Here is a 24,909-nt window from a genome sequence, read left to right as displayed (position 1 = left end):
GATGCGTCTTGTGAAGGGCGGCCTGTCGCAGGCAGCCCGAGTGGCCCGGGGGGGCGCGGTGGCATGGCTTTCGCTGTGCCTGTTCATGGTGGCCGGTCAGGCGGTCGCCCAGCAGGCAGCGCCTGCGGCGGCCGTCTCCGGCAACACGATCGAAAAGGTGGAGCAGGCCACGGCCGGTGAATCCACCGTGGTGACGGTCACGCTCAAGAGCGCGCCGACGCAGAAACCGGTGGAGTTCAGCACGCAGCAGCCTGCGCGTATCGCCATCGACTTCTTCGGGGCCAGCTTCGCGCAGGGCCGCGCCAATTACCAGTACGGCGGCAAGCTGCTGCGTTCGGCGAACGTCGTGCAGATCGGCGACCGTACCCGCGTCGTGCTCGATCTATCGCGCCAGACGCAATACAAGTCGGAGGTGCGTGGCAACCAGTACGTACTGACGCTGGAAGCTGCGCCAGTGGCGGCGGCTGTCGCGGCGCCGACATTCTCGGCCCCGGCACCCGTCGCGGGCGCTGAGCGCCCGGCGGTGCGCAATGTTGATTTCCGCCGTGGCGAGGACCTTGCTGGCCGCGTGGTGGTCGATCTGTCGACTGCCAACTCGGCGATCAACATCGCCCAGCAAGGCCAGAACCTCGTCGTGGACTTCGTCGGTGCGACGCTGCCACAGTCGCTGCGCCGTCGCTATGACGTGAGCGATTTCGGCACGCCGGTGCAGGCCATGCGTGCCACCGACAACGGCACAGGTGCACGCCTGATCATCGAGCCGCGCGGTAACTGGCAATACAGCTCGTACCAGACCGACACGCAGTTCGTGGTGGAGGTGCGTCCGACCAAGGAAGACCCGAACAAGCTGATTTCTGGCCCCGGCTACCGCGGTGAGCGCCTGTCGCTGAACTTCCAGAACATCGATGTGCGTTCGCTGCTGCAAGTCTTCGCCGACTTCACGAACCTCAACATCGTGACCAGCGATAGCGTGACGGGCACCCTTTCGCTGCGCCTGAAAGATGTGCCCTGGGATCAGGCACTGCAGATCGTGCTCGATTCGAAGGGGCTGGCATCGCGTCGCAACGGCAACGTCCTGTGGGTTGCCCCGCGCGGTGAGCTGGCCACGAAGGAAAAGGCCGAGCTTGAGTCGCAGCAGCAAGTGACCGAGCTGGAGCCACTGCGCAGCCAGGTGTTCCGCCTGAACTACCAAAGCGCTGGGGATGTGCGCAACATGCTGCTGGGTGCCGGCGCCGCGGGTGGGGCAGGCGGTGTCGCTGGCGGTGTCGCGACTTCCCGGATCCTGTCCAAGCGCGGCTCGCTCACCGCGGATACGCGGACGAATCAACTGTTCGTCTCCGACATCCCGAGCAAGCTTGAAGAGGTGCAGGCCTTCCTCTTGAAGATCGACATCCCGGTTCGCCAGGTGATGATCGAGGCGCGCATCGTCGAGGCGGACGACACGTTCAGCCGCAACTTGGGTGCGAAGCTGGGCTTCGCGTCGAAGACGAATGGCGCTGGTTACGGCAATACCTACACCAACGTGGTGTCGCCGATTACGCAGGGTGCCACGTGGGACAACAGCCCGGCGATCAGCTTCCCCGCCAATGGCATCAACGGCGTGAACGCAGCCAGCGTGGCCGTGAGCCTGTTTAACGCCGGTGCCGGCCGCTTCCTGGCGCTGGAGCTGTCTGCGCTGGAAGCTGACGGCCGCGGCAAGATCGTCTCCAGCCCGCGCGTGGTCACTGCCGACAACATCAAGGCGCTGATCGAGCAAGGTACTGAGATTCCGTACCAGCAGGCGACGTCTTCCGGTGCGACTTCGGTGTCGTTCAAGAAGGCCAACCTGAAGCTGGAAGTGACGCCCAAGATCACGCCGGACGGCAACATCTTCCTGGATGTGGACGTCAACAAGGACAGCGTAGGTATCCAGACCACCAACGGCTTCGCCATTGACACCAAGCACGTGCAGACGCAGGTGCTGGTCGAGAATGGCGGCACGGTCGTGATCGGCGGTATCTACACGCAGAACGAGCGGACCGACATCAACAAGGTGCCGCTTCTAGGCGACATTCCGGTACTCGGCAATCTGTTCAAGAGCACGAGCAAGATCAACAACCGCACCGAGCTGCTGGTCTTCCTGACGCCGCGTGTGCTGTCCGATCAACTGTCGCTGAAGTAACCCACGGCGGCGTTTCGCTCAAAAGGCCCGGCCTCCTGAATGGAGCGCCGGGCTTTTTTGTGTCCTGCGGCGGGGTTTGTGCGGGATGGCGTCCAAATGCCACTACAATCAGGCTCAAATTCCTGATTTCACGTGATTTTGTCTGTTTCGAACGTATTTTTCGTCGGCTTGATGGGCGCGGGCAAGACCACGGTCGGCCGGGCGGTGGCGCGCCGGCTCGATCTGCCGTTCTTCGACTCCGACCATGAGATCGAGGCGCGGTGCGGCGTGCGCGTGCCGGTTATTTTCGAGCACGAAGGTGAGGTGGGCTTTCGCGATCGAGAAACCCACATGATCGACGAGCTGACCGCGCGCGATGGCGTGGTCATCGCCACGGGTGGGGGCGCCGTGTTGCGGGCCGAAAACCGGGCGTTCCTGCGCGAGCGTGGCACGGTGATCTACCTGCGCGCCAATCCGCATGACCTGTATCTGCGCACGCGCCACGACAAGAACCGGCCGCTGCTGCAGACAGAGAACCCGCGCGCCAAGCTGGAGGAGCTGCATGCGATCCGCGATCCGCTGTACCGTGACGTGGCGCATTTCGTCATCGAAACCGGCAAGCCCACCGTCGCGCAGCTTGTTAATATGGTCTTGATGCAACTCGAAGTGGCCGGCATTGTGGCTCCGCCCGCAGGCTCTTCCACCTCCTCGCAAGTCTCCCCACAGTCATGATTACCGTTGATGTTGACCTTGGCGATCGCGCCTATCCGATCCATATCGGCTCGGGGCTGTTGTCCAAGGCCGAGTTGTTTGCCCCACACATTCGCGGCGCGCGTGCCGTGATCGTCACCAACGAGACCGTCGCACCGTTGTATGCGGCGAAGGTCGAAGCGGCCATTCGTTCGCTCGGCAAGGCGGTCGACACGGTTGTATTGCCTGATGGGGAATCGTTCAAGAAGTGGGACACGCTCAACCGCATCTTTGATGCGCTGTTGAAGGCGGGTGCGGATCGCAAGACCACGCTGATCGCGCTGGGCGGCGGCGTTGTCGGCGACATGACCGGCTTTGCCGCCGCCTGCTACATGCGCGGTGTGCCGTTCATCCAGGTGCCGACGACGCTGCTCTCACAAGTCGACTCTTCGGTGGGCGGCAAGACGGGCATCAACCACCCGCTGGGCAAAAACATGATCGGCGCGTTCCACCAGCCGCAGGCGGTGCTGGCCGATATCGATACGCTGCGCACGTTGCCTGCCCGAGAGCTGGCGGCCGGTATGGCCGAGGTCATCAAGCATGGCGCAATCGCCGATGCGGGGTACTTCGCCTGGATCGAGCAAAACATCAAGGGTCTCAACGGTTGCGATACCGGCCTGATGGCCGAAGCCGTGCGTGGCTCGGTGCGCATCAAGGCCGCAGTCGTGGCACAGGATGAGCGCGAGACCGGCCTGCGTGCCACCCTCAATTTCGGTCACACCTTTGGCCACGCCATCGAGGCCGGCCTGGGCTACGGTGAATGGCTGCACGGCGAAGCCGTCGGCTGTGGCATGGTGATGGCGGCGGATCTGTCGCATCGACTGGGCTTTATCGACATCGACACGCGCAACCGCATCACCGCGCTCACGCGTGCGGCGAACCTGCCGACGGTGGCGCCGGACCTCGGCGTTGATCGCTTCATCGACCTGATGCGCGTCGACAAGAAGGCCGAAGCCGGCGAGATCAAGTTCGTGCTGCTGCGCAAGCTGGGCCAGGCTTTCGTGACCGCGGTGCCCGATGCGGACTTGCGCGCCACCTTGCAGCACGCCGTCCTGCGACCACCGACCGAAGCACCCATCGCCTGATACGAGACGAGATGGCCCGATGAACGACCGATTTGATGTGCCGTCCGCGCCGTTCGATCTCGAAGGCCCTCTCGCTCCCTACGCCGCGCATTCGGCGCAGACGCGCGGCCGCGTCCACGCCGAGCCGCCGTCCACGTCGCGCACCGAGTTCCAGCGTGACCGCGATCGCATCATCCACAGCACCGCTTTCCGCCGGCTCGAATACAAGACGCAGGTCTTCGTGAATCACGAGGGCGACCTGTTCCGGACGCGGCTCACGCACAGTCTGGAAGTCGCGCAGATCGCCCGTTCGATCGCGCGCAGCCTGCGCCTGAACGAGGATCTCGTCGAAGCGATTTCGTTGGCACATGATCTGGGCCACACGCCGTTCGGCCATGCCGGGCAGGATGCGCTGAACGATTGCATGAAGCCGTACGGCGGGTTCGAGCACAACCTGCAGAGCCTGCTCGTGGTCGATCGGCTGGAAGAGCGCTACGGCGGTTTCGACGGGCTGAACCTGACGTTCGAAACGCGCGAGGGCATCCTCAAGCATTGTTCCCGCAATAACGCGGCGACGCTGGGTGACTTGGGGCGGCGCTTTCTCGAAGGGCAGCAGCCTTCGCTGGAGGCGCAGCTCGCCAACCTCGCCGATGAGGTCGCGTACAACAACCACGACATCGACGACGGCCTACGCTCCGGCCTGATTACGCTGGAGCAACTCGAAGACGTGCCGCTGTGGGCCATCCATCGGCGCGAAGCCGAGGCGGCATTTCCGGACGTTAGCGGCCGACGCCTGATCAACGAAACCATTCGTCGCATCATCAACGCGCTGATCGTCGATCTGATCGGCACCACGCGCACGGGCATCGCTGAAGTGGCGCCGCAATGCATCGACGATGTGCGCGCCGCGCCGCCGCTTGTTGCGTTCTCCGAGCCGATGCGCGAAGAGGCGCGCGCGCTCAAGCGTTTCCTGTTCGATAACCTGTATCGGCATTACCTCGTGATGCGCATGGCGGCCAAGGCACGCCGCATCATCGACGATCTGTTCGGCGCGTTCATGGATGACCCGCGTCTGCTGCCGCCGCAATACCAGGCAAAAGCCAACCCTGAAGAGCAGCCGCGCTGGATTGCGCATTACATTGCCGGCATGACGGATCGCTATGCCATCAAGGAGCATCGCCGCATCTTTGCGGTGGATGCAGTTTGAGCGACGGCGCCGGTGGGGCGGCCACTCGCTCGCTTGGCTCCCTAACCATCAGGCAGCGGATCTAAACCGAGCGCCCAAAAAAAATGCCCGGCCGCCCCAACGCATGCCGGGCCGAACGCGCCAACCACCGCCGACGAGCGCCCCCGCCGTCGACGGCCCCTGCGGCACGTCGGTAAAAGTCGATCAGGACAGTGTCAGTTCGCTGATCGTCCTCCCTTAAAAGCGATAGCCCAGGCCGACGCCCAGCAGCCACGGGTCAACCTTGACTTTGCTGATGGTCTGGCCGCCCATCTTCACGTCGGCGCTGATCCAGGTCTTCTTCAGGTCGACGTTGAAGTAGAGGCGTTCGGTCAGGCGATAGTCGAAGCCGACCTGCAGCGCGGGGCCGAAGCTGTTCTTGCTGAGGTCCAGCGAACCAACGCCGGGCACCTGGAGATCGACATTCGAGATGCGCGTGTAGTTGATGCCGGCGCCCACGTACGGCTTGAAGCGCGACTCGGGCGTGAAGTGATACTGCATCGTCAGGATGGGCGGCAAGTGGCGGAAACTGCCGATCTTGGTGGGGCCGCCCAGCGCGCTTCGCATGACCGTGACGTCCTGCTGTTGCGGGTAAGTCAGGATCAGCTCGGCGGCCAGATGTGGCGTAAAGAAATACGAGATGTCCAGTTCGGGCAGGACCTTGTTGTTGATCTGAATGGCGTCAGCCGGAATGGCCAGTGCAGGCACCGGATCGGATTTGTTGGCGGCTGTCAGGTTGACGGCGCGCAGACGTACCATCCAATTACCGGAGGCCGGCGGCAAATCCGTGCCCTGCGCAAAGGCGGCCTGGCTGAACCCGGCGGCAAGCATTCCGGCGGCAACAGCTACAACGGCTAGGCGGTGAAAAGCCATCAATCGCTCCCTCTCGTGTCGTCTTGTGATGTAGTGGGAGCCAGTCTCGCGGGGAAGTCGCCCGGCCGATTTGCTTGGGATCAAGTTGGACCAGTCGTCGATAGCGCATAGGGCCGCCGATTTGACGGCACGCAAACTTCTCCGTTGCGCCCCGACGACAGCGCTATGCAAGCGTTTGCGCCCTAAAAATTGGGGACAGATTCACGCGCTCCGGCTACGATGGCGCTTTTCTCCACCCGTTTTTCCATGGCTCGCCTGCCTCGTCTCAGCCCAATCGATGTCCCGGTGCACGTGTTGCAGCGCGGCAACAATCGCCAGACCGTTTTCCGCGGCGACGACGACTACGCGTTCTATCTCGACACGCTGCGCATGGCCGCCCGCGAGCATGACTTCGCCATCCATGGGTTTTCGCTGATGCCGAATCACGTCCATCTGGTGGGGACACCCAAGGTGGCGGACAGTCTTTCGCGAACGCTGCAGGCTGTGGGACGGCGCTATACGCGCTACTTCAACGCTGCGGCGGATCGCAGCGGCACGTTGTGGGAAGGGCGTTTCCGATCGACGGTACTGGACCCCGCCGAGTGGGTGCTGCCGATCCTGTTGTATGTGGAATCGAACGCGGTGCGCGCGGGGCTCGTCAGCACGCCGGAAGAAGATCGATGGAGCACGTATCGTCACCACGTCGGCATTCAATCCATTCCGTGGGTGAGTGACCACTTCTGTTACTGGCGCCTTGGCAACACGCCTTTTGAGCGCCAGTCGCGCTACCGAACGTTGTGGCATGAAGGTTTGGGCTCCGACCAGTTCGCGCAGATTCGCCAGCATGTGCACAGTGGTTGGCCGCTCGGCAATGAGGCGTTTCTCGCGACACTTGCGCGCACCGGAGGCCGTCGCGTTGCGCCATTGCCCAAGGGGCGGCCGCCGCGCCAAACCACGGCGGTGGAAGCGGAGGGCAGCGCGCGCACCGAATAGCGGGATGGCGGCGCTGTCATGTATGGGCGCATCGATTCGGGCGGTTTTAATCTGTCCCTATTAAAAAGCCCGCACTGAGACTACGCATTTATTAATTTACTCCGACCCCATTTAAAAAATTTTGCCTGTTACGGGCCACTCTTTTATATTCGTTTCACCCCGCATTCATGGTGCGGCGCGCCATTGCCTGTCTGCCTTCGCATCCGCACGATCGCGAGGGCCTTCTGCGGCGCGTTGTACCTACAACCTCGGAAGATCGCCGTGGAACAACATTCCTTCCCCATCACGCCGTCGGCCCAGGGTCTGTACGACCCGACCAATGAACACGACGCTTGCGGCGTCGGCTTCGTCGCCCACATCAAGGGCAAGAAGAGCCACGAGATCGTCCAGCAGGGCTTGCGCATCCTGCACAACCTCGACCACCGGGGCGCTGTGGGCGCTGACCCGCTGATGGGCGACGGCGCAGGCATCCTGCTGCAGATTCCCGACCAGTTCTTCCGTGAAGAAATGGCCAAGCAGGGTATCAACCTGCCGCCGGCCGGCGAATACGGCGTCGGCATGATCTTCCTGCCGAAGGAACACGCTTCGCGCCTGGCCTGTGAGCAGGAACTTGAGCGCACCGTGCGTCTGGAAGGCCAGGTTGTGCTGGGCTGGCGCGATGTTCCGGTCGACAAGACCATGCCGATGTCGCCGACGGTGCAGAAGACCGAGCCGGTGATCCGCCAGATCTTCATCGGGCGCGGCCGCGACATCATGACCACCGACGCGCTGGAGCGGAAGCTGTACGTGATCCGCAAGACCGCCAGCCACGCCATCCAGGCGCTCAAGCTCAAGCACGGCAAAGAATACTTCGTGCCCTCGATGTCGGCGCGCACGATCGTCTACAAGGGCCTGCTGCTTTGCGAACAGGTCGGCCGGTACTACCAGGATCTGGCTGATCCGCGCACGGTGTCGGCGCTTGCGCTGGTGCACCAGCGTTTCTCGACCAACACGTTCCCTGCATGGGAACTGGCGCACCCGTACCGCATGGTTGCGCACAACGGCGAAATCAACACCGTCAAGGGCAACGTCAACTGGATCAACGCACGTACGGGCGGCATCTCGTCGCCGGTGCTGGGCGATGACCTGCCCAAGCTGTGGCCGCTGATCTATCCGGGCCAATCCGATACGGCTTCGTTCGACAACTGCCTCGAACTGCTGACGATGGCGGGCTATCCGCTGGCCCAGGCGATGATGATGATGATTCCGGAAGCGTGGGAACAACACACGCTGATGGACGACAATCGTCGCGCCTTCTACGAATACCATGCCGCGATGATGGAGCCGTGGGACGGCCCCGCCGCCATCTGCTTTACCGACGGCCGCCAGATCGGCGCAACGCTCGACCGTAACGGCCTGCGTCCGGCGCGTTATTACGTGACCGATGACGACATGGTCGTGATGGCTTCGGAAGCCGGCGTGCTGCCGATTCCCGAGTCCCGCATCGTCAAGAAGTGGCGTCTGCAGCCGGGCAAGATGTTCCTGATCGACATGGAGCAGGGCCGCATCATCGACGACAAGGAACTCAAGGACAATCTGGCCAACGCCAAGCCGTACAAGAGCTGGATTGATGCCGTGCGCATCAAGCTCGACGAGCTGGAAGCCAAGCCTGAAGACGTGGCCGCCGAGACCAAGCCGGCCGCCAAGCTGCTTGACCGTCAGCAGGCGTTTGCCTACACCCAGGAAGACGTCAAGTTCCTGATGGCCCCGATGGCCGCCAACGGCGAAGAGGCCGCCGGCTCTATGGGCAACGACAGCCCGCTGGCCGTGCTGTCCTCGAAGAACAAGACGCTCTACAACTACTTCAAGCAACTGTTCGCGCAGGTCACGAACCCGCCGATCGACCCGATCCGCGAAAACGTGGTGATGTCGCTCGTCTCGTTCATCGGGCCGAAGCCGAACCTGCTTGAGCTGAACAACATCAACCCGCCGATGCGCCTTGAAGTGAGCCAGCCCGTGCTGGACTTCAAGGACATGGCGAAGATCCGCAACATCGAGCACTACACCGGCGGCAAGTTCATGGCTTACGAGCTGGACATCTGCTATCCGGTGGCGTGGGGCAAGGAAGGCATCGAAGCGCGCCTGGCTTCGCTGTGCGCCGAGGCTGTCGATGCGGTCAAGTCGGGCTACAACATCCTGATCGTTTCGGACCGCGCGGTCGACGAGAAGCAGGCCGCGATTCCCGCGCTGCTGGCCACGTCTGCCATCCACCATCACCTGGTGGACAAGGGCTTGCGCACGAGCACGGGTCTGGTCGTTGAAACAGGTTCGGCCCGTGAAGTGCACCACTTCGCACTGCTGGCCGGCTACGGTGCAGAAGCCGTGCACCCGTACCTGGCAATGGAAACGCTGGCCGAACTCGCGCCGAGTCTGGGTCTGACGGCCGAGAAGGCCATCTACAACTTCACCAAGGCGATCGGCAAGGGCCTGCACAAGGTAATGTCCAAGATGGGCATCTCGACGTACATGTCGTACACCGGCGCGCAGATCTTCGAAGCGATCGGCCTGTCGCGCGAACTGGTCGACAAGTACTTCCAGGGCACGGCATCCAACGTGGGCGGCATCGGCATCTTCGAGGTGGCTGAAGAGGCGCTGCGCCTGCACCGCGACGCCTTTGGCGATGCACCGGTGCTGGCGAACATGCTGGACGCCGGCGGCGAATACGCCTACCGCGTCCGCGGCGAAGAGCACATGTGGACGCCGGATTCGATCGCCAAGCTGCAGCATGCGACGCGCGCGAATTCGTACCAGACGTACAAGGAATACGCGAACCTGATCAACGATCAGAGCAAGCGCCACATGACGCTGCGCGGCCTGTTCGAGTTCAAGGTGGACCCGGCGCGCGCGATTCCGCTGGAAGAAGTCGAACCGGCCAAGGAGATCGTCAAGCGCTTCGCGACCGGCGCCATGTCGCTGGGTTCGATCAGCACGGAAGCGCACACCACGCTGGCCGTGGCGATGAACCGTATCGGCGGCAAGTCGAACACGGGCGAAGGCGGTGAAGACGAGCGCCGTTATCGCAACGAACTGCGCGGCATTCCCATCAAGCAGGGCACGAAGCTGTCGGACGTGATCGGCCGCGAAGTGGTCGAGCGCGATCTGGAACTGCAAGAGGGCGATTCGCTGCGCTCGAAAATCAAGCAGGTAGCCTCGGGCCGCTTTGGCGTGACGGCCGAGTACCTGGCGTCGGCTGATCAGATCCAGATCAAGATGGCGCAGGGCGCCAAGCCCGGCGAGGGCGGTCAACTGCCCGGCCACAAGGTGACGGATTACATCGGCAAGCTGCGTTATGCAGTGCCGGGCGTGGGCCTGATCTCGCCGCCGCCACACCACGATATCTATTCGATTGAAGATCTGGCGCAGCTCATCCACGATCTGAAGAACGTGAACCCGCGTTCGGACGTGTCGGTCAAGCTGGTGTCGGAAGTCGGCGTGGGTACGGTGGCGGCAGGTGTCGCCAAGGCCAAGGCAGACCACGTGGTGATCGCCGGTCATGACGGTGGCACGGGCGCCTCGCCGTGGTCGTCGATCAAACACGCCGGTACGCCCTGGGAACTGGGCCTGGCCGAGACGCAGCAGACGCTGATGCTCAACGGCCTGCGCAACCGCATCCGCGTGCAGGCTGACGGCCAGATGAAGACCGGGCGCGACGTTGTGATCGGCGCGCTGCTGGGCGCTGACGAATTCGGCTTTGCGACCGCCCCGCTGGTCGTCGAAGGCTGCATCATGATGCGCAAGTGCCACCTGAACACCTGCCCGGTGGGCGTGGCGACGCAGGATCCGGTGCTGCGCAAGAAGTTCTCGGGCAAACCTGAGCACGTGGTGAACTACTTCTTCTTCGTGGCCGAGGAAGTGCGCGAAATCATGGCGCAACTGGGCATCCGCACGTTCAACGAACTGATCGGCCGCGCCGACCTGCTGGACACAAAGGCCGGTATCGAACACTGGAAGGCCCGCGGCCTGGACTTCGCGCGCATCTTCTACCAGCCGGCCAAGAAGGAAGGCGAGCCGTGCTACCAGGTCGATGTGCAAGACCACGGTCTGGATCGTGCACTGGATCACCAGCTCATCGAGAAGTCCAAGGCTGCGCTGGAGAAAGGCGAGCGTGTTTCGTTCATCCAGCCGGTGCGCAACGTCAACCGCACGGTCGGCGCGATGCTCTCGGGAGAAGTCGCCAAGCGTTATGGCCACGAGGGTTTGCCCGATGACTCGATCCACGTGCAGATGCAGGGCACGGCCGGCCAGTCGTTCGGCGCGTTCCTGGCGCATGGCATCACGCTGGACCTGGTGGGCGACGGCAACGACTACGTGGGCAAGGGCCTGTCGGGCGGCCGCGTGATCGTGCGTCCGCCGCACGAGTTCCGCGGTGAGCCGACCAACAACATCATCGTCGGCAACACCGTGCTGTACGGTGCGCTGGCTGGTGAGGCGTTCTTCAACGGCGTGGCCGGCGAGCGCTTCGCGGTGCGCAACTCCGGCGCCACCACGGTGGTGGAAGGCACGGGCGACCACGGCTGCGAATACATGACCGGCGGCACGGTTGTCGTGCTCGGTGCCACCGGCCGCAACTTCGCGGCAGGCATGTCGGGCGGCGTGGCTTACGTCTATGACGAAGACGGCCTGTTCGACAAGCGCTGCAACACGGCAATGGTGGCGCTGGAATCCGTGCTTTCGGCGGCCGACCAGGAGAAGGCCCACACGCCGTCGACCTGGCACAAGGTGAACGGCGAGCGCGTGCTCGACGAGCAACTGCTCAAGGCGCTGGTGGAAAAGCACTTCCGCTACACCGGCTCTGAGCGTGCCAAGGAACTGCTGGCCGACTGGAACAATGCGCGCCGTCGTTTCGTCAAGGTCTTCCCGACCGAGTACAAGCGTGCACTGACCGAGATGTACGAGCGGGAACAGGAAGCGGGCCGCGAACAGATCGCCGCCTGAACCTGATTCCAAGCGACTTGGCGGGTGGTCGATCGATGATCGGCGCCCGCCGCCACTAAATACAACGCAACCTCACAAGACAGGCTCGACGCCTCGCCAGCACCGCTGTGCCGGCAAGGTCGAGACAGGAAGGACACCATGGGCAAGGCGACTGGTTTTCTCGAATTTCCCCGCCAGAACGAGGCATACGAAGCGCCCGAAGCGCGCGTGAAGCATTACAAGGAATTCGTGTTCGCGCTGGCGGACAACGAAGCCAAGATTCAGGGCGCACGCTGCATGGACTGCGGCATTCCGTTCTGCAACAACGGCTGCCCGGTCAACAACATCATCCCGGACTTCAACGACCTGGTATATCGCCAGGACTGGAAGACCGCGATTGAAGTGCTGCACTCGACCAACAATTTCCCCGAGTTCACGGGCCGCATCTGTCCCGCACCGTGCGAAGCGGCTTGCACGCTGGGTATCAACGAGCTGCCGGTCGGCATCAAGTCGATCGAGCACGCCATCATCGACAAGGCCTGGGAAGAAGGCTGGGTGACGCCGCAAGTGCCGAAGCACAAGACCGGCAAGACCGTGGCCGTGGTGGGCTCCGGCCCCGCTGGCATGGCCGCGGCGCAGCAACTGGCACGCGCCGGGCACGACGTGACGCTGTTCGAAAAGAATGACCGCATTGGCGGCCTGCTGCGCTACGGCATCCCCGACTTTAAGCTGGAGAAGGCGCAGATCGACCGCCGCATGCAGCAGATGGAAGCCGAGGGCGTGACGTTCCGCACCGGTGTGATGGTGGGCGACAAGACGGTTCCGGCCGGCATCACCAACGATGCCCGCGAGACCATCGCCGCGGAAGATATCCTCAAGCAATTCGACGCCGTGGTGCTGACGGGCGGTTCGGAAGTGCCGCGCGATCTGCCGGTGCCCGGCCGTGATCTGGATGGCGTGCATTACGCGCTCGAATTCCTGATCCCGCAGAACAAGGAAGTGGCCGGCGATGCGCCGAACCCGATCCGCGCCGATGGCAAGCACGTTATCGTGATCGGCGGCGGCGACACGGGCTCGGACTGCGTGGGCACGTCCAACCGCCACGGCGCCGCATCGGTCACGCAGTTTGAACTGCTGCCGCGTCCGCCCGAAGAAGAGAACAAGCCGCTGGTGTGGCCGTACTGGCCGATCAAGCTGCGCACGTCGTCGTCGCATGATGAAGGTTGCCAGCGCGACTGGTCGGTCGCCACCAAGGCGCTCATCGGCGAGAACGGCCGCGTGACGGGCCTCACCGCCGTGCGCCTGGAGTGGAAGGACGGCAAGATGGTCGAGGTGGCAGGCAGCGAGTTCACGCTCAAGGCCGATCTCGTGCTGCTGGCGATGGGCTTTACCAACCCGGTCGGCGGCTTGCTGGATGCCTTTGGCGTGACGAAGGACGCGCGCAACAACGCGCGTGCCGCCACCGAAGGCGACAACGCCTACGCCACCAACGTGCCGAAGGTGTTCGCTGCCGGCGATGTGCGCCGTGGCCAGTCGCTCGTCGTGTGGGCGATCCGGGAAGGCCGCCAGGCTGCCCGCTCGGTTGATGCGTTTCTCATGGGTCATTCGGACCTGCCGCGCTGACCACGCGGTTGACCGTTTGACTCAGGCCCGCCTGCCTCGGCGGGCCTTTTTGTTTGTGCCGCGTTTGCTGAGGCACAAGCGTCATGCCTCATGGTTTACGTCGACATGGTTTACATGAGTGCAGGGCGGACAGGCGGATTTCTAGAATGAGATTTCCCCGTGATCCCCAACTGCCTCATGCGACCTCGCGCCCGCAATGTGCGTGCAGATGTGCCCCACGCGCCCGATGTGCCGGATCGGCAGCGGAGGCGAGCGCTTGCGTGGCTTGGCATGCTGCCGGCGATGCTGGCGTCGCCCGCGCGTGCTTTGCTGCAAGGCTATCCGTCGCAACCGCTGCGTCTGGTCGTGCCGGCGGCGGAAGGCAGCGCGTTCGATGCACTGGCGCGCGCACTCGCGACGCAACTGCAGCAGCAGGTCGGCCGCGAGGTGGGCGTCGAGGATCGCCCGGCAGCCAATGGCATGGCCGCCGGCGAGGCCGTCGCCCGCGCGCCCTCCGATGGCCATACGTTGCTGCTCCAGCAGACCACGTTCGTCGCCCAGCCCGCGCTCGAGCCGGCGTCGTATGACCCGCTGCGCGATTTCCAGCCGGTCGCGATGGTGGCCACGCTGCCCCTGTTTCTCGCGGTCGATGCGCGCTTGCCGATCTATTCCGTGACCGATCTGCTCGCGCAGGCGAGCGGTGAGTCCGTCACGGTCAATTGCGGCTCGGATATCGTCGGCACGTGGTCGCACCTTGTCGCCGAGCAGTTTGTGCGCGACTACGCATTCCATGCGCCGCATGTGGCCGTCCGCGGTGAAGCAGGGCTCGTGCAACAGATCCTGGCTGGGCGCATGACGGCGTGTTTCGCCTGCTATCCGAGTGTGGCGGCCGCCGCGGCCAATGGCCAGCTACGGTTGCTCGGGGTGACGGGAGGGGCTCGCTCGCGTTTCGCACCCGCTGTGCCGACCCTGCGCGAAGGCGGTCTCGCCGGATTTGATCGCAGCGCCTGGATCGGCTCCTTCATGCCGGCACGCACTCCCCGGTCTTTCTCGATGCGCGCGGCGGCCGAATTGCGGCGCGCCGTCGCTTCAGGTGATGTCCGCGCTACGTTGCGTGCCGGCGGCTTCGAACCCGAATGGGATGCCCCCGACACGTTCGCCCAGACCGTGCGCCATGACGCCACGCACTGGCAGGGGGTGATTCGCCAAGCCGACCTACGGCTGGATAGCGGCGAGTAGGCTGCTCCTGCTGTCGCCTGCAGGTACCAACGCCAGCTGCGCAGGCGCACCACTTTCAGCAGCCCCGCAAGACCCGGAAACCCCCAGCGCGGCGAACAAGCCACACAAACTGTCGGTAAGCACGGCGTGACTGACGGGCTACGCGGGTTTCCACCTATAATGGCGGGCCGCGCGAAGCTGCGTCTGTTGGCGAGCCAGCGGTAGTCAAGACAACGAGATGCGGCAGCATGAAGCCGCCAACCTGCCGAGCCCTCTGCACCGATCTCCACCGTGTCCACCCAGCCTTCCAACGCCGTTGTCGAACTCGATCAGGTCGATTTCGCCTATCAGCCAGGCGCGCGGCGCATCCTGTCCGGCCTGTGCATGCGCGTGCCCAAGGGCAGCGTGGTGGCCGTCATGGGCGGCTCGGGCTGCGGCAAGACGACGATTCTGCGGTTGATTGGCGGCCAAGTGGCCGCTGCCGCCGGCACTGTACGCGTGCACGGCCAGGACATCGGCGCCATGGACAAGCGCGCGCTGTACGCTGCGCGCCGCCAGATGGGCATGCTGTTCCAGTTCGGGGCGTTGTTCACCGATCTGTCCGTGTTCGACAATGTGGCATTTCCACTGCGCGAACATACCGAACTGCCCGAACTGCTCATCCGCGATCTGGTGCTGATGAAGCTGAACGCCGTCGGCCTGCGCGGTGCGCGCGACCTGATGCCTTCGGAAATTTCCGGCGGCATGGCCCGGCGCGTGGCGCTGGCGCGGGCGATTGCGCTGGATCCGTCGCTCATCCTCTATGACGAGCCGTTCGCTGGGCTGGACCCGATCTCGCTGGGCCTGACCGCGTCGCTCATCCGCAAGCTGAACGACGCGCTCGGCGCGACCAGCATCATCGTCTCGCACGACGTGCAGGAGACGTTCCACATTGCCGATTACGTCTACTTCATTGCCAACGGTGGCATTGCTGCCGCAGGCACGCCGGCTGAGCTGACCGCATCGACCGATCCGTTCGTCCGTCAGTTCGTGCACGGAGAGGCGGACGGTCCCGTGCCGTTCCACTATCCCGGGGCACCGCTGGCAGATGACTTCGGTCTGGGCAAGAGCGGAGGCGCACGATGATTTCCACCATCGGCCGCTTTGTTCTGGTGCTGATCAGCCGCTTCGGCTATGCCGCACGCACGTTGATTTCGCTCATTGGCGCTTCGGGCGACGTGCTCCGTCGCCCGCGCCTGGTGCTCGAGCAACTGCGCTTCATCGGCAATGATTCGTTCATCATCATTGCTGTGTCGGGTCTGTTCGTTGGCTTCGTGCTTGGTTTGCAGGGCTACAACACGCTTAACCGCTACGGCTCCGAGCAGGCGCTGGGTTTGCTAGTGGCGCTGTCGCTGGTGCGCGAGCTGGGGCCGGTGGTGACGGCCCTGCTGTTTGCCGGTCGCGCCGGTACGTCGCTCACGGCCGAGATTGGCCTGATGAAAGCCGGCGAGCAGCTGATCGCCATGGAAATGATGGCAGTCGATCCGCTGGCCCGCGTGCTGGCGCCGCGTTTCTGGGCGGGCTTCATCGCCATGCCGTTGCTGGCCGCGATTTTCAGTGCGGTGGGTATTTTGGGCGGATACTTCGTCGGGGTCGGACTGATTGGTGTGGACCCCGGCGCGTTCTGGTCGCAGATGCAGGCCGGCGTCGATGTCATGGACGACGTGCTCAACGGCGTCATCAAGAGTGTCGTGTTTGGTGTGGCGGTCACCTTCATTGCGCTGTATCAGGGTTATGAGGCGAAGGCCACGCCGGAAGGCGTCTCGCGCGCGACTACCCGGACGGTGGTGATCGCGTCGCTCACCGTGCTGGCGCTGGATTTCGTGCTCACGGCGCTGATGTTCAGCTGAGCCGCCGGTTGTCGTTAGCGTTCAACGAGAAAAGATCATGCGTAAAAGCGTCCTCGATTTCTGGGTCGGCCTGTTCGTTCTGGTGGGCATCATTGCGCTGCTGTTCCTGGCGCTCAAAGCGGGCAATATGAGTTCGTTCTCGTTTGCCAAGACTTACCAGGTGAAGGCGGCCTTCGACAATATCGGCGGGTTGAAGGTGCGGGCGCCGGTCAAGAGTTCGGGTGTGGTGGTCGGCCGTGTGTCGCAGATACTGTTCGATGACAAGAGCTACCAGGCCATCGCGGTGCTCGACATGGATCAGCGCTATCAGTTTCCGAGAGACAGTTCGGCCAAGGTCCTGACCTCGGGTCTGCTCGGTGAGCAATACATTGGCATTGAACCGGGCGGCGACTCGGCCATGCTTGCCAGCGGCAGCAAGATCACCATGACGCAGTCGGCGGTGGTGCTGGAAAACCTGATCAGCCAGTTCCTCTATAGCAAGGCCGCGGATGCCGGTGCCGGCAGCGCGAATGGCAGTGCCGGCGGAACCAAGCCGGCCGAGGGTAGCGGGAGCACTAAGCCATGAAAATAACAACATCCATCCAAATGCTGCGCGGCTTTGCGCTGGCTGTGGCTGCAGGCGCCACGATGCTGGCCGGCTGTGCGACGGGGCCGAATGCCAATCCGGCTGACCCGATCGAACCGTTCAACCGCGAAGTCTTCCGCATCAACGAAGACCTCGACAAGGGCGTGCTGAAGCCGGTTGCGCAAACGTATGTCGATGTGGTGCCGTCGCCAGCGCGCACGGCGGTGTCGAATTTCTTCTCGAATGCGGGCGATGTCTATTCGGCCGTCAACAACCTGCTGCAATTGAAGGGCACCGCCGCGCTGGAAGACACCATGCGCGTGGCGATCAATACCGTGCTGGGTCTGGGTGGCCTGATCGACATTGCGTCGGACGCCGGCCTGCCCAAGCACAAGGAAGACTTCGGCCAGACGCTGGGCGTATGGGGTGTGCCGTCGGGTCCGTACGTCGTGTGGCCGCTGCTCGGCCCGAGCACTGCACGTGACACCGTGGGGTTCCTGGTCGACTGGCAGATGGACCCGCTCACGTACTGGCACGACAGCGCGATCACCTACTCGCTGGCCGCGTTGCGCGTGGTTGACGTGCGCGCGAACCTGCTTGGAGCCAGCAATGTGTTCGAACAGGCCGCGGTCGACAAGTACACCTTCCTGCGCGATGCCTATTTGCAGCGCCGCCGCTACCTGATCTATGACGGCAACCTGCCGGAAGACCAGGACAACACGAAGTCGCCGGATACCGGTGACGCGACGGTCTCGCCGTACCATCGCTTCACCCCCAACTGGCCGGTGTTCCGCCGCTGATCGGCACACGTAACAAGGTCGCCTCAAAGGTGACAAGGCGTAAAAGTGGCCGGCCCGCACGAACTTGGCTGCGGGCGGTCTGTTCTAATCGCCAACAAGATTGCCGCGCATGCGCAGCAAGCGACCCGAAAATCACACTATAAGGACGCGATATGTTGAAGAAGCTTTTCCGCACCCTGTTCGCCGGCCTCACGCTGACGGCTGCCGTGGCAGCCGCGCCGGTCCACGCCCAGGACGCCGACGCACAGGCGACGGTCAAGACGGCTGTGGACGACGTGCTCAGCACCATCAAGAGCGATCCGGAACTGCGCGGCGGCAACATGACCAAGGTGTTCCAGCTGGTGGATCAAAAGATTGTGCCGCGCGCCGATTTCAAGCGCACCACACAGATCGCGATGGGCCGTTTCTGGAACCAGGCGTCGCCGGAGCAACAGCAACAGATCCAGGAAGGCTTCAAAACGCTGCTGATCCGCACTTACGCCGGCGCCCTGTCGAATGTGAAGAACCAGACCGTTTCGTATAAGCCGTTCCGGGCGGCCGCAGATGACACCGATGTGGTGGTGCGCTCAACCGTGAACAACAACGGCGAACCAGTGGCCCTGGACTACCGTTTGGAAAAGACGGCCGGTGGCTGGAAGGTGTACGACATCAACATCAGCGGCCTCTGGCTGTCGGAGACGTACAAGAACCAGTTTGCCGATGTCATCAGCAAGCGCGGCGGCGTGGCTGGGCTGGTGAGCTTCCTGAACGAGCGCAACTCGCAGCTCGAGAAGGGTCCGGCAAAGTAAGCCACCTTCCGGTAGAATTCTCGCAGCGGTCAACTCTGGCCGCTGTTTCTTTTTCAGTGCCCCCATTCCCATCATGTTGACCTTGTCCGGCCCGCTGACTCACCGCGAAGCGCCGCGCGTTCTGCGCGAGGGCGAGGCTCAGCTCGGCCAAGCGCGCGAAGCCGGCAATGCCGCGCTGCACATTGATTGCGCCGGCTTGTCGCAGGTCGATTCGTCAGCGCTGGCGGTGCTGCTGTCGTGGCAGCGCACGGCGCAGGATGCCGGTATCACACTCGATATCGCAGGCGCTCCGCAGGCGCTGTCCAATCTCGCCACGCTGTACGGCCTGGAATCTCTGCTGGCTATCGCGCCCGCCTCTGCTGCGCACCATCACGCTCGACATTGAGGCGGCGTCCGGTGCGGGCGCGGGGTGATTGCTCCGAACCCGTCATCGCGATGCCGCGCTCCGGGCCGGGGTCGTGCGCACCCCTGTCATTCGCGGTTCGGCGTCTTCAGTGGTGACGCCGTGAGTTGGTCCAGTTCCCCTATAATTCTGGGTTTGTCGCTCTGCCGCCGCCGTGTGCGGCGTCCGCTGCCGTGATCGCCACGTCGATTCATGGCCACGATATGCGCAGGGTAGTTCACTTTGTCGGCCATGAAAGCCATCGAAATCGCTGACGTCCGCAAGCGCTACAAGTCATTGCAAGCGCTCAAGGGCGTGAGCCTGTCTGTCGAGCAGGGCGAGTTTTTCGGCCTGCTGGGCCCCAACGGCGCGGGCAAGACCACGCTGATCTCCATCCTCGCGGGCCTGAATCGTGCTGATTCCGGCAGCGTGCGCGTGCTCGGCCACGACGTCGTTTCCGACTACCGCACCGCGCGCCGCAAGCTGGGCGTGGTGCCGCAGGAACTGGTGTTCGATCCGTTTTTCACGGTGCGCGAAACGCTGCGCCTGCAGTCGGGCTACTTCGGCCTGACCAAGAACGACGACTGGATCGACGAGGTCATGGCCAATCTGGACCTGACCAACAAGGCCGACGCCAACATGCGTGCGCTCTCCGGTGGCATGAAGCGCCGCGTGCTGGTGGCGCAGGCGCTGGTACACCGGCCGCCCGTGATCGTGCTGGACGAGCCGACTGCCGGCGTGGACGTCGAGCTGCGCCAGACGCTGTGGAAATTCATCTCCCGCCTGAATCGCGAGGGCCACACTGTCGTGCTGACCACGCACTATCTGGAAGAGGCCGAATCCCTGTGCGACCGCATTGCCATGCTCAAGTTTGGCGAGGTGGTGGCGCTCGATCGCACGGCGAATCTGCTGTCCCAATTTGCCGGGTTGCAGCTGGTGCTGAGCTTTGCGAAGGGTGCGTTGCCGGCATCGCTCGAAAGCCTTCGCCTGCCGGGCAACCATGGCGAGCGCGGCGTGCGTCTGCGCCTGTCGGGCTACGGCGAGGTCGAACAGATTCTCTCCACGTGCCGCCTTGCCGGCTGCGAGATCGACGACATGGAAGTCGCCAAGGCCGATCTGGAAGACGTGTTCGTGCAGATCATGCGGCGCGAAAGCGGATTGCCCCTCGGGCCTCAGGCGCCTGCCATTCCTGATTCTGCGCTGGAGCCCGCCGCATGAACGTCATTCCCGAGAGCATGCCGGGCCGTTGGGTCGGTTTCCGTACGCTGCTGTACAAGGAAGTCCTGCGTTTCTGGAAAGTGAGCTTCCAGACCGTGGCCGCGCCGGTGCTGACCGCGCTGCTGTATCTGCTGATTTTCGGCCACGTGCTGGAAGACCGCGTCAAGGTGTTCGACCAGTTGAGCTACACCGCTTTCCTGGTGCCGGGTCTGGTAATGATGAGCGTGCTGCAGAACGCCTTCGCAAACAGCTCGTCGTCGCTCATCCAGTCGAAGATCACCGGCAACCTGGTGTTCATCATGCTGCCGCCGCTGTCGCACTGGGAGATGTTCGGTGCGTATGTGTGCGCGTCGATCATTCGAGGTCTGGCCGTGGGCACCGGCGTGCTGATCGTGACGACGCTGTTTGCGCACCTGCATTTCGCGCAGCCATTGTGGATCATCGTGTTTGCCGTGCTGGGCGCGAGCGTGCTGGGCACGCTGGGGCTGATCGCGGGCATCTGGGCTGAAAAATTCGACCAGCTTGCGGCGTTCCAGAACTTTCTGATCGTGCCGGCCACCTTCCTGGCGGGCGTGTTCTATTCGATTCATTCACTGCCGCCGTTCTGGCAGGCGGTGTCCCACGCCAACCCGTTCTTCTACATGATCGACGGCTTCCGCTACGGCTTCTTCGGCGTGTCCGATGTGCCGGTGGCGACGAGCCTCGGCGTGATGCTGATCGCGCTGGTCGTAGTGGGGGGAGTGGCCCTGCAGATGCTGCGCACGGGCTACAAGCTGCGCCATTGATGCGTCGATAACAAAACGAACGACGCTCACCCTAACGTTTTGCAGGAGAAGGGACGGCCATGTTGCCCACACCCGAACAAGTCAAGCAGTACATCGAAACCGGCCTGCCGTGCGAGCACCTCGAAGTCGAGGGCGACGGTCAGCACTTTTTTGCCACCATCGTCAGCGCGCAGTTTGAAGGCAAGCGGTTGATCCAGCGTCACCAGCTCGTCTATGCCGCGCTGGGTGAGCGGATGCGCGCCGAAATTCACGCGCTGTCCATGAAGACGCTCACCCCGGCGGAGTGGCAGCCCTGATGGCCGAGCTTGATCCTACCCCGGTTACCGTTTCAACGGATTCCGACCTTGCGCTCGCCGAGCGCCCCTTCCACAGTGATCGACGAGACGTCTCGCTCATGGACAAACTGCTGATCGAAGGCAATGGCCCGCTCTCGGGCGAAATCCGCGTGTCTGGCGCCAAGAACGCCGCGCTGCCCATCATGTGTGCCGCGCTGCTGACGGCCGAGCCGCTGGCGCTGAGCAACGTGCCGAATCTGCAGGACGTGCGCACGATGCTCAAGCTGCTGCGCCAGATGGGCGTGGAAGGCGTGCTCGACGGTCACAACCTCACGCTCGACGCTGCCACCATCCACACGCCCGAAGCTTCGTACGACCTGGTGAAGACCATGCGTGCGTCGATCCTGGTGCTGGGCCCGCTGCTGGCGCGCTTCGGCCATGCGCGTGTGTCGCTGCCGGGCGGTTGCGGCATCGGCGCGCGTCCGGTGGATCAGCACATCAAGGGGCTGCAATTGATGGGCGCCGAGATCGTCATCGAGCACGGCTACATTGAAGCCAAGCTTGCCGATGGCGCAAAGCGTCTGCGCGGCGCGCGCATCGTCACCGACATGGTGACGGTCACGGGTACGGAAAACCTGCTGATGGCAGCCGCGCTTGCCGACGGCGAGACCGTGCTGGAAAACGCCGCGCGCGAGCCTGAGGTCACCGACCTCGCCAATCTGCTCGTGAAGATGGGCGCGCGCATCGAAGGCATCGGCACCGACCGCCTGGTCATCCAGAGTGTTGAAGCGCTGCACGGCGCCGCGCACACGGTGATTGCCGATCGTATTGAAGCCGGCACATTCCTGTGTGCCGTGGCTGCGGCCGGTGGCGACGTGACGCTGCGCGCCGTGCCGCCCGGCATTCTCGATGCCGTGCTCGACAAGCTGCGCGAAGCCGGCGTGACGCTCACCACGGGCGATGACTGGATCCGTGTGCAGATGACCGGCCGCCCGAAGGCGGTGAGCTTCCGCACGTCGGAATACCCGGCGTTCCCGACCGACATGCAGGCTCAGTTCATGATGCTCAACGCCATCGCCGAGGGCTCTGCCACGGTGACGGAGACCATCTTCGAAAACCGCTTCATGCACGTGCAGGAACTGAACCGCCTGGGCGCCAATATCGTGATCGAAGGCAAGACGGCGGTGGTGACGGGCGTCGAGCAATTGTCGGGTGCAACCGTCATGGCCACCGACCTGCGCGCCTCGGCCAGCCTCGTCATCGCCGGGCTGATCGCGCAGGGCGAGACGCTGGTCGACCGCATCTATCATCTTGATCGCGGTTACGACCGCATCGAAGACAAGCTGTCCGCCGTCGGCGCCAAGATCCGCCGCATCCAGGGGTAAGCCGGCCATGAACGCATTCCAGTCCGCCTCCAACCAGCTCACGCTGGCGTTGTCCAAAGGGCGCATCTTTGAAGAGACGCTGCCGTTGCTGAAGGCTGCCGGCATCGAGGTGACCGAAGACCCGGAAACCTCGCGCAAGCTGATTCTGCCGACGTCCGATCCGGCGCTGCGCGTGATCATCGTGCGTGCCTCCGACGTGCCGACCTACGTGCAATACGGCGCGGCGGATTTCGGCGTGGCCGGCCGCGACGTGCTGATGGAGCACGGCATGGCGGGCCTGTATGCGCCCATCGACCTGAATATCGCCCGCTGCCGCATGTCGGTGGCGGTGCCCAAGGGCTTCGATTACGCCAACGCGGTGCGCCAGGGTGCGCGCCTGTCGGTGGCGACGAAGTATCTGAATACCGCGCGCGAACACTTCGCCAAGAAGGGCGTGCACGTCGACCTGATCAAGCTGTACGGCTCGATGGAGCTGGGCCCGCTGGTGGGCCTGGCTGACGCCATCGTCGACCTGGTCAGCACGGGCGGCACGCTGCGCGCAAACAACCTCGTCGAGGTGGAAGAGATCGTGCAGATCTCGTCCCGACTGGTCGTCAACCAGGCCGCGCTGAAACTCAAGCGTGACAGGCTGGCGCCCATCCTCGACGCTTTCGAGCGCGCCTCCGCGACGGACGCGCGTGTTGGGGAAGCCGCATGAGCCTGACCATCCGTAAACTGGATTCGGCCGACGCCGGATTCGCGGCGCAACTGCGCCAGGTGCTCGCGTTCGAAGCGAGCGAAGACGAAGCCATCGACCGCGCCGCTGCGCAGATCCTGGCCGACGTGAAGGCGCGCGGCGACGCCGCCGTCCTGGAAGCCACCCGCCGCTTCGACCGCATCGAAGCCGAGAGCGTAGCCGCGCTGGAGCTGTCGCCCACCGTGCTGCAGACCGCGCTGGACGGCCTGGAGCCCAAGCGCCGCGCGGCTCTGGAAGCCGCCGCCGCCCGCGTACGTGCGTATCACGAGAAGCAGAAGATCGAGTGCGGCACGCATAGCTGGGAATACGCCGAAGCCGACGGCACGGTGCTCGGCCAGAAGGTGACGCCGCTCGACCGCGTGGGCATCTACGTGCCAGGCGGCAAGGCGGCGTACCCGTCGTCGGTGCTAATGAACGCGATTCCGGCGCGCGTGGCCGGGGTCAAGGAAATCATCATGGTGGTGCCCACGCCGGGCGGCGTGCGCAACGAGCTGGTGCTGGCTGCGGCCTGCATTGCCGGGGTGGACCGCGTGTTCACCATCGGCGGCGCGCAGGCCGTGGGTGCGCTGGCTTATGGCACGGACACCGTCCCCGCCGTCGACAAGATCGTCGGCCCGGGCAACGCCTATGTGGCGGCCGCCAAGCGCCGCGTGTTCGGCACAGTGGGCATCGACATGATTGCCGGTCCGTCGGAAATCCTCGTCATCTGCGATGGCACGACCGATCCGGACTGGGTGGCGATGGACTTGTTCTCGCAAGCCGAGCACGACGAGCTGGCCCAGTCGATCCTGCTGTGCCCGAACGCCGAGTTCATCGCGCAGGTGGAAGCCAGCATCAACCGTCAGCTTGAAGACATGCCGCGCCGTAGCGTGATCGCAGAATCGCTGTCGGGCCGTGGCGCGCTGGTCAAGGTGCGCGACATGGACGAGGCGTGCGACATCGCCAACGACATCGCGCCGGAGCATCTGGAGATTTCGGCGGAGAACCCGCGCCAGTGGGCCGAGCGCATCCGGCACGCCGGCGCGATCTTCCTCGGCAAATACACCAGCGAATCGCTGGGCGATTACTGCGCGGGCCCGAACCACGTTCTGCCCACGTCCCGCACGGCGCGCTTCTCGTCGCCGCTGGGCGTGTACGACTTCATCAAGCGTTCTAGCCTGATCGAGGTGAGCGAAGCCGGCGCGCAGATGCTGGGCGAGATTGCTGCCGAACTGGCTTACGGCGAAGGCCTGCAAGCGCATGCCCGCAGCGCCGAATATCGCCTGCAACGCCCAACCTCCGAATAACGC

The 24,909-nt window shown here is 63.9% G+C and carries 21 protein-coding genes; 20 read left to right on the top strand and 1 reads right to left on the bottom strand.

Annotated elements, in window-relative coordinates; translation table 11 throughout:
- Position 1 precedes the first annotated feature (1 nt).
- The 4 genes from pilQ to AAHM38_RS10515 all read left to right on the top strand — a co-directional run bounded on the left by pilQ (position 2) and on the right by AAHM38_RS10515 (position 5,161).
- Entirely contained in the window at positions 2-2,161 is a 2,160-nt protein-coding gene (gene pilQ / locus AAHM38_RS10530) for a temperature dependent type IV pilus secretin PilQ (RefSeq protein ID WP_009277662.1), read from the top strand.
- Between the two features lie 138 nt (positions 2,162-2,299).
- Positions 2,300-2,872, top strand: coding sequence for a shikimate kinase (locus AAHM38_RS10525; RefSeq protein ID WP_171924780.1), 573 nt, complete (start codon positions 2,300-2,302; stop codon positions 2,870-2,872).
- Positions 2,869-3,975, top strand: a complete 1,107-nt coding sequence (aroB, locus tag AAHM38_RS10520) for a 3-dehydroquinate synthase (protein WP_012763134.1) — start codon at positions 2,869-2,871, stop codon at positions 3,973-3,975. Before AAHM38_RS10525 ends, aroB begins: the two co-directional genes overlap by 4 nt.
- A 19-nt stretch (positions 3,976-3,994) precedes the next feature.
- Positions 3,995-5,161, top strand: a complete 1,167-nt coding sequence (locus AAHM38_RS10515; protein ID WP_012763133.1) for a deoxyguanosinetriphosphate triphosphohydrolase — start codon at positions 3,995-3,997, stop codon at positions 5,159-5,161.
- Positions 5,162-5,377: 216 nt separating this feature from the next.
- Here the strand turns inward: AAHM38_RS10515 and AAHM38_RS10510 are convergent, their stop codons facing one another.
- Positions 5,378-6,052: an OmpW/AlkL family protein gene (locus AAHM38_RS10510; RefSeq protein ID WP_009241924.1), complete on the bottom strand. Its 675-nt coding sequence runs from the start codon at positions 6,050-6,052 to the stop codon at positions 5,378-5,380.
- 246 nt (positions 6,053-6,298) lie between these two features.
- Between AAHM38_RS10510 and AAHM38_RS10505 the strand changes: the two genes are divergently transcribed.
- The 16 genes from AAHM38_RS10505 to hisD all read left to right on the top strand — a co-directional run bounded on the left by AAHM38_RS10505 (position 6,299) and on the right by hisD (position 24,906).
- Positions 6,299-7,024, top strand: a complete 726-nt coding sequence (locus AAHM38_RS10505; protein WP_009241925.1) for a transposase — start codon at positions 6,299-6,301, stop codon at positions 7,022-7,024.
- 261 nt (positions 7,025-7,285) lie between these two features.
- Positions 7,286-11,998 (top strand): glutamate synthase-related protein, encoded by a 4,713-nt coding sequence (locus AAHM38_RS10500; protein ID WP_012763131.1) that lies wholly within the window; start codon positions 7,286-7,288, stop codon positions 11,996-11,998.
- A gap of 138 nt (positions 11,999-12,136) precedes the next feature.
- Positions 12,137-13,600, top strand: a complete 1,464-nt coding sequence (locus AAHM38_RS10495) for a glutamate synthase subunit beta (RefSeq protein WP_012763130.1) — start codon at positions 12,137-12,139, stop codon at positions 13,598-13,600.
- A 177-nt stretch (positions 13,601-13,777) separates the two neighbouring features.
- Entirely contained in the window at positions 13,778-14,818 is a 1,041-nt protein-coding gene (locus AAHM38_RS10490) for a Bug family tripartite tricarboxylate transporter substrate binding protein (RefSeq protein WP_039374850.1), read from the top strand.
- Between the two features lie 270 nt (positions 14,819-15,088).
- A complete protein-coding gene (locus AAHM38_RS10485; protein ID WP_004634573.1) occupies positions 15,089-15,922 on the top strand; it encodes an ABC transporter ATP-binding protein in 834 nt (277 codons plus the stop codon).
- The gene (gene mlaE / locus AAHM38_RS10480; protein ID WP_012763128.1) at positions 15,919-16,686 is read left to right on the top strand and encodes a lipid asymmetry maintenance ABC transporter permease subunit MlaE; all 768 of its coding nucleotides are present in this window, start codon (positions 15,919-15,921) and stop codon (positions 16,684-16,686) included. Before AAHM38_RS10485 ends, mlaE begins: the two co-directional genes overlap by 4 nt.
- A gap of 37 nt (positions 16,687-16,723) precedes the next feature.
- Positions 16,724-17,251, top strand: a complete 528-nt coding sequence (gene mlaD / locus AAHM38_RS10475; RefSeq protein WP_012763127.1) for an outer membrane lipid asymmetry maintenance protein MlaD — start codon at positions 16,724-16,726, stop codon at positions 17,249-17,251.
- Positions 17,248-18,051 (top strand): MlaA family lipoprotein, encoded by an 804-nt coding sequence (locus AAHM38_RS10470; RefSeq protein WP_009241931.1) that lies wholly within the window; start codon positions 17,248-17,250, stop codon positions 18,049-18,051. The genes mlaD and AAHM38_RS10470 overlap by 4 nt, the downstream gene beginning before the upstream one ends.
- Before the next feature lie 152 nt (positions 18,052-18,203).
- Positions 18,204-18,839: an MlaC/ttg2D family ABC transporter substrate-binding protein gene (locus AAHM38_RS10465; RefSeq protein ID WP_012763126.1), complete on the top strand. Its 636-nt coding sequence runs from the start codon at positions 18,204-18,206 to the stop codon at positions 18,837-18,839.
- 73 nt (positions 18,840-18,912) lie between these two features.
- Positions 18,913-19,224: an STAS domain-containing protein gene (locus AAHM38_RS10460; RefSeq protein WP_012763125.1), complete on the top strand. Its 312-nt coding sequence runs from the start codon at positions 18,913-18,915 to the stop codon at positions 19,222-19,224.
- Positions 19,225-19,473: 249 nt separating this feature from the next.
- Positions 19,474-20,439 (top strand): ABC transporter ATP-binding protein, encoded by a 966-nt coding sequence (locus AAHM38_RS10455; RefSeq protein ID WP_009241934.1) that lies wholly within the window; start codon positions 19,474-19,476, stop codon positions 20,437-20,439.
- Positions 20,436-21,224: an ABC transporter permease gene (locus AAHM38_RS10450; protein WP_012763124.1), complete on the top strand. Its 789-nt coding sequence runs from the start codon at positions 20,436-20,438 to the stop codon at positions 21,222-21,224. Before AAHM38_RS10455 ends, AAHM38_RS10450 begins: the two co-directional genes overlap by 4 nt.
- A 59-nt stretch (positions 21,225-21,283) precedes the next feature.
- Positions 21,284-21,520, top strand: a complete 237-nt coding sequence (locus AAHM38_RS10445) for a BolA family protein (RefSeq protein WP_009241936.1) — start codon at positions 21,284-21,286, stop codon at positions 21,518-21,520.
- A 98-nt stretch (positions 21,521-21,618) separates the two neighbouring features.
- The gene (gene murA / locus AAHM38_RS10440) at positions 21,619-22,884 is read left to right on the top strand and encodes a UDP-N-acetylglucosamine 1-carboxyvinyltransferase (RefSeq protein WP_039373945.1); all 1,266 of its coding nucleotides are present in this window, start codon (positions 21,619-21,621) and stop codon (positions 22,882-22,884) included.
- A 7-nt stretch (positions 22,885-22,891) separates the two neighbouring features.
- Positions 22,892-23,581, top strand: a complete 690-nt coding sequence (gene hisG, locus AAHM38_RS10435; protein ID WP_009241938.1) for an ATP phosphoribosyltransferase — start codon at positions 22,892-22,894, stop codon at positions 23,579-23,581.
- Positions 23,578-24,906: a histidinol dehydrogenase gene (hisD, locus tag AAHM38_RS10430; RefSeq protein WP_012763122.1), complete on the top strand. Its 1,329-nt coding sequence runs from the start codon at positions 23,578-23,580 to the stop codon at positions 24,904-24,906. Before hisG ends, hisD begins: the two co-directional genes overlap by 4 nt.
- The last annotated feature ends 3 nt before the right edge of the window (positions 24,907-24,909 follow it).

It is taken from the genome of Ralstonia sp. OTU4908 (assembly GCF_038440115.1).
GTDB classification, from domain to species: domain Bacteria; phylum Pseudomonadota; class Gammaproteobacteria; order Burkholderiales; family Burkholderiaceae; genus Ralstonia; species Ralstonia pickettii.
This window is presented reverse-complemented; position numbering and strand designations above follow the sequence as displayed.

Coding starts and splice junctions, on each gene's coding strand:
- AAHM38_RS10510 (WP_009241924.1), bottom strand. CDS start 6,052: ATGGCTTTTCACCGCCTAGCCGTTGTAGCTGTTGCCGCCGGAATGCTT.
- AAHM38_RS10450 (WP_012763124.1), top strand. CDS start 20,436: ATGAACGTCATTCCCGAGAGCATGCCGGGCCGTTGGGTCGGTTTCCGT.
- hisG (WP_009241938.1), top strand. CDS start 22,892: ATGAACGCATTCCAGTCCGCCTCCAACCAGCTCACGCTGGCGTTGTCC.
- pilQ (WP_009277662.1), top strand. CDS start 2: ATGCGTCTTGTGAAGGGCGGCCTGTCGCAGGCAGCCCGAGTGGCCCGG.
- mlaE (WP_012763128.1), top strand. CDS start 15,919: ATGATTTCCACCATCGGCCGCTTTGTTCTGGTGCTGATCAGCCGCTTC.
- AAHM38_RS10455 (WP_009241934.1), top strand. CDS start 19,474: ATGAAAGCCATCGAAATCGCTGACGTCCGCAAGCGCTACAAGTCATTG.
- AAHM38_RS10490 (WP_039374850.1), top strand. CDS start 13,778: ATGCGACCTCGCGCCCGCAATGTGCGTGCAGATGTGCCCCACGCGCCC.
- AAHM38_RS10505 (WP_009241925.1), top strand. CDS start 6,299: ATGGCTCGCCTGCCTCGTCTCAGCCCAATCGATGTCCCGGTGCACGTG.
- AAHM38_RS10495 (WP_012763130.1), top strand. CDS start 12,137: ATGGGCAAGGCGACTGGTTTTCTCGAATTTCCCCGCCAGAACGAGGCA.
- AAHM38_RS10470 (WP_009241931.1), top strand. CDS start 17,248: ATGAAAATAACAACATCCATCCAAATGCTGCGCGGCTTTGCGCTGGCT.
- mlaD (WP_012763127.1), top strand. CDS start 16,724: ATGCGTAAAAGCGTCCTCGATTTCTGGGTCGGCCTGTTCGTTCTGGTG.
- murA (WP_039373945.1), top strand. CDS start 21,619: ATGGACAAACTGCTGATCGAAGGCAATGGCCCGCTCTCGGGCGAAATC.
- AAHM38_RS10465 (WP_012763126.1), top strand. CDS start 18,204: ATGTTGAAGAAGCTTTTCCGCACCCTGTTCGCCGGCCTCACGCTGACG.
- AAHM38_RS10445 (WP_009241936.1), top strand. CDS start 21,284: ATGTTGCCCACACCCGAACAAGTCAAGCAGTACATCGAAACCGGCCTG.
- AAHM38_RS10515 (WP_012763133.1), top strand. CDS start 3,995: ATGAACGACCGATTTGATGTGCCGTCCGCGCCGTTCGATCTCGAAGGC.
- aroB (WP_012763134.1), top strand. CDS start 2,869: ATGATTACCGTTGATGTTGACCTTGGCGATCGCGCCTATCCGATCCAT.
- AAHM38_RS10460 (WP_012763125.1), top strand. CDS start 18,913: ATGTTGACCTTGTCCGGCCCGCTGACTCACCGCGAAGCGCCGCGCGTT.
- hisD (WP_012763122.1), top strand. CDS start 23,578: ATGAGCCTGACCATCCGTAAACTGGATTCGGCCGACGCCGGATTCGCG.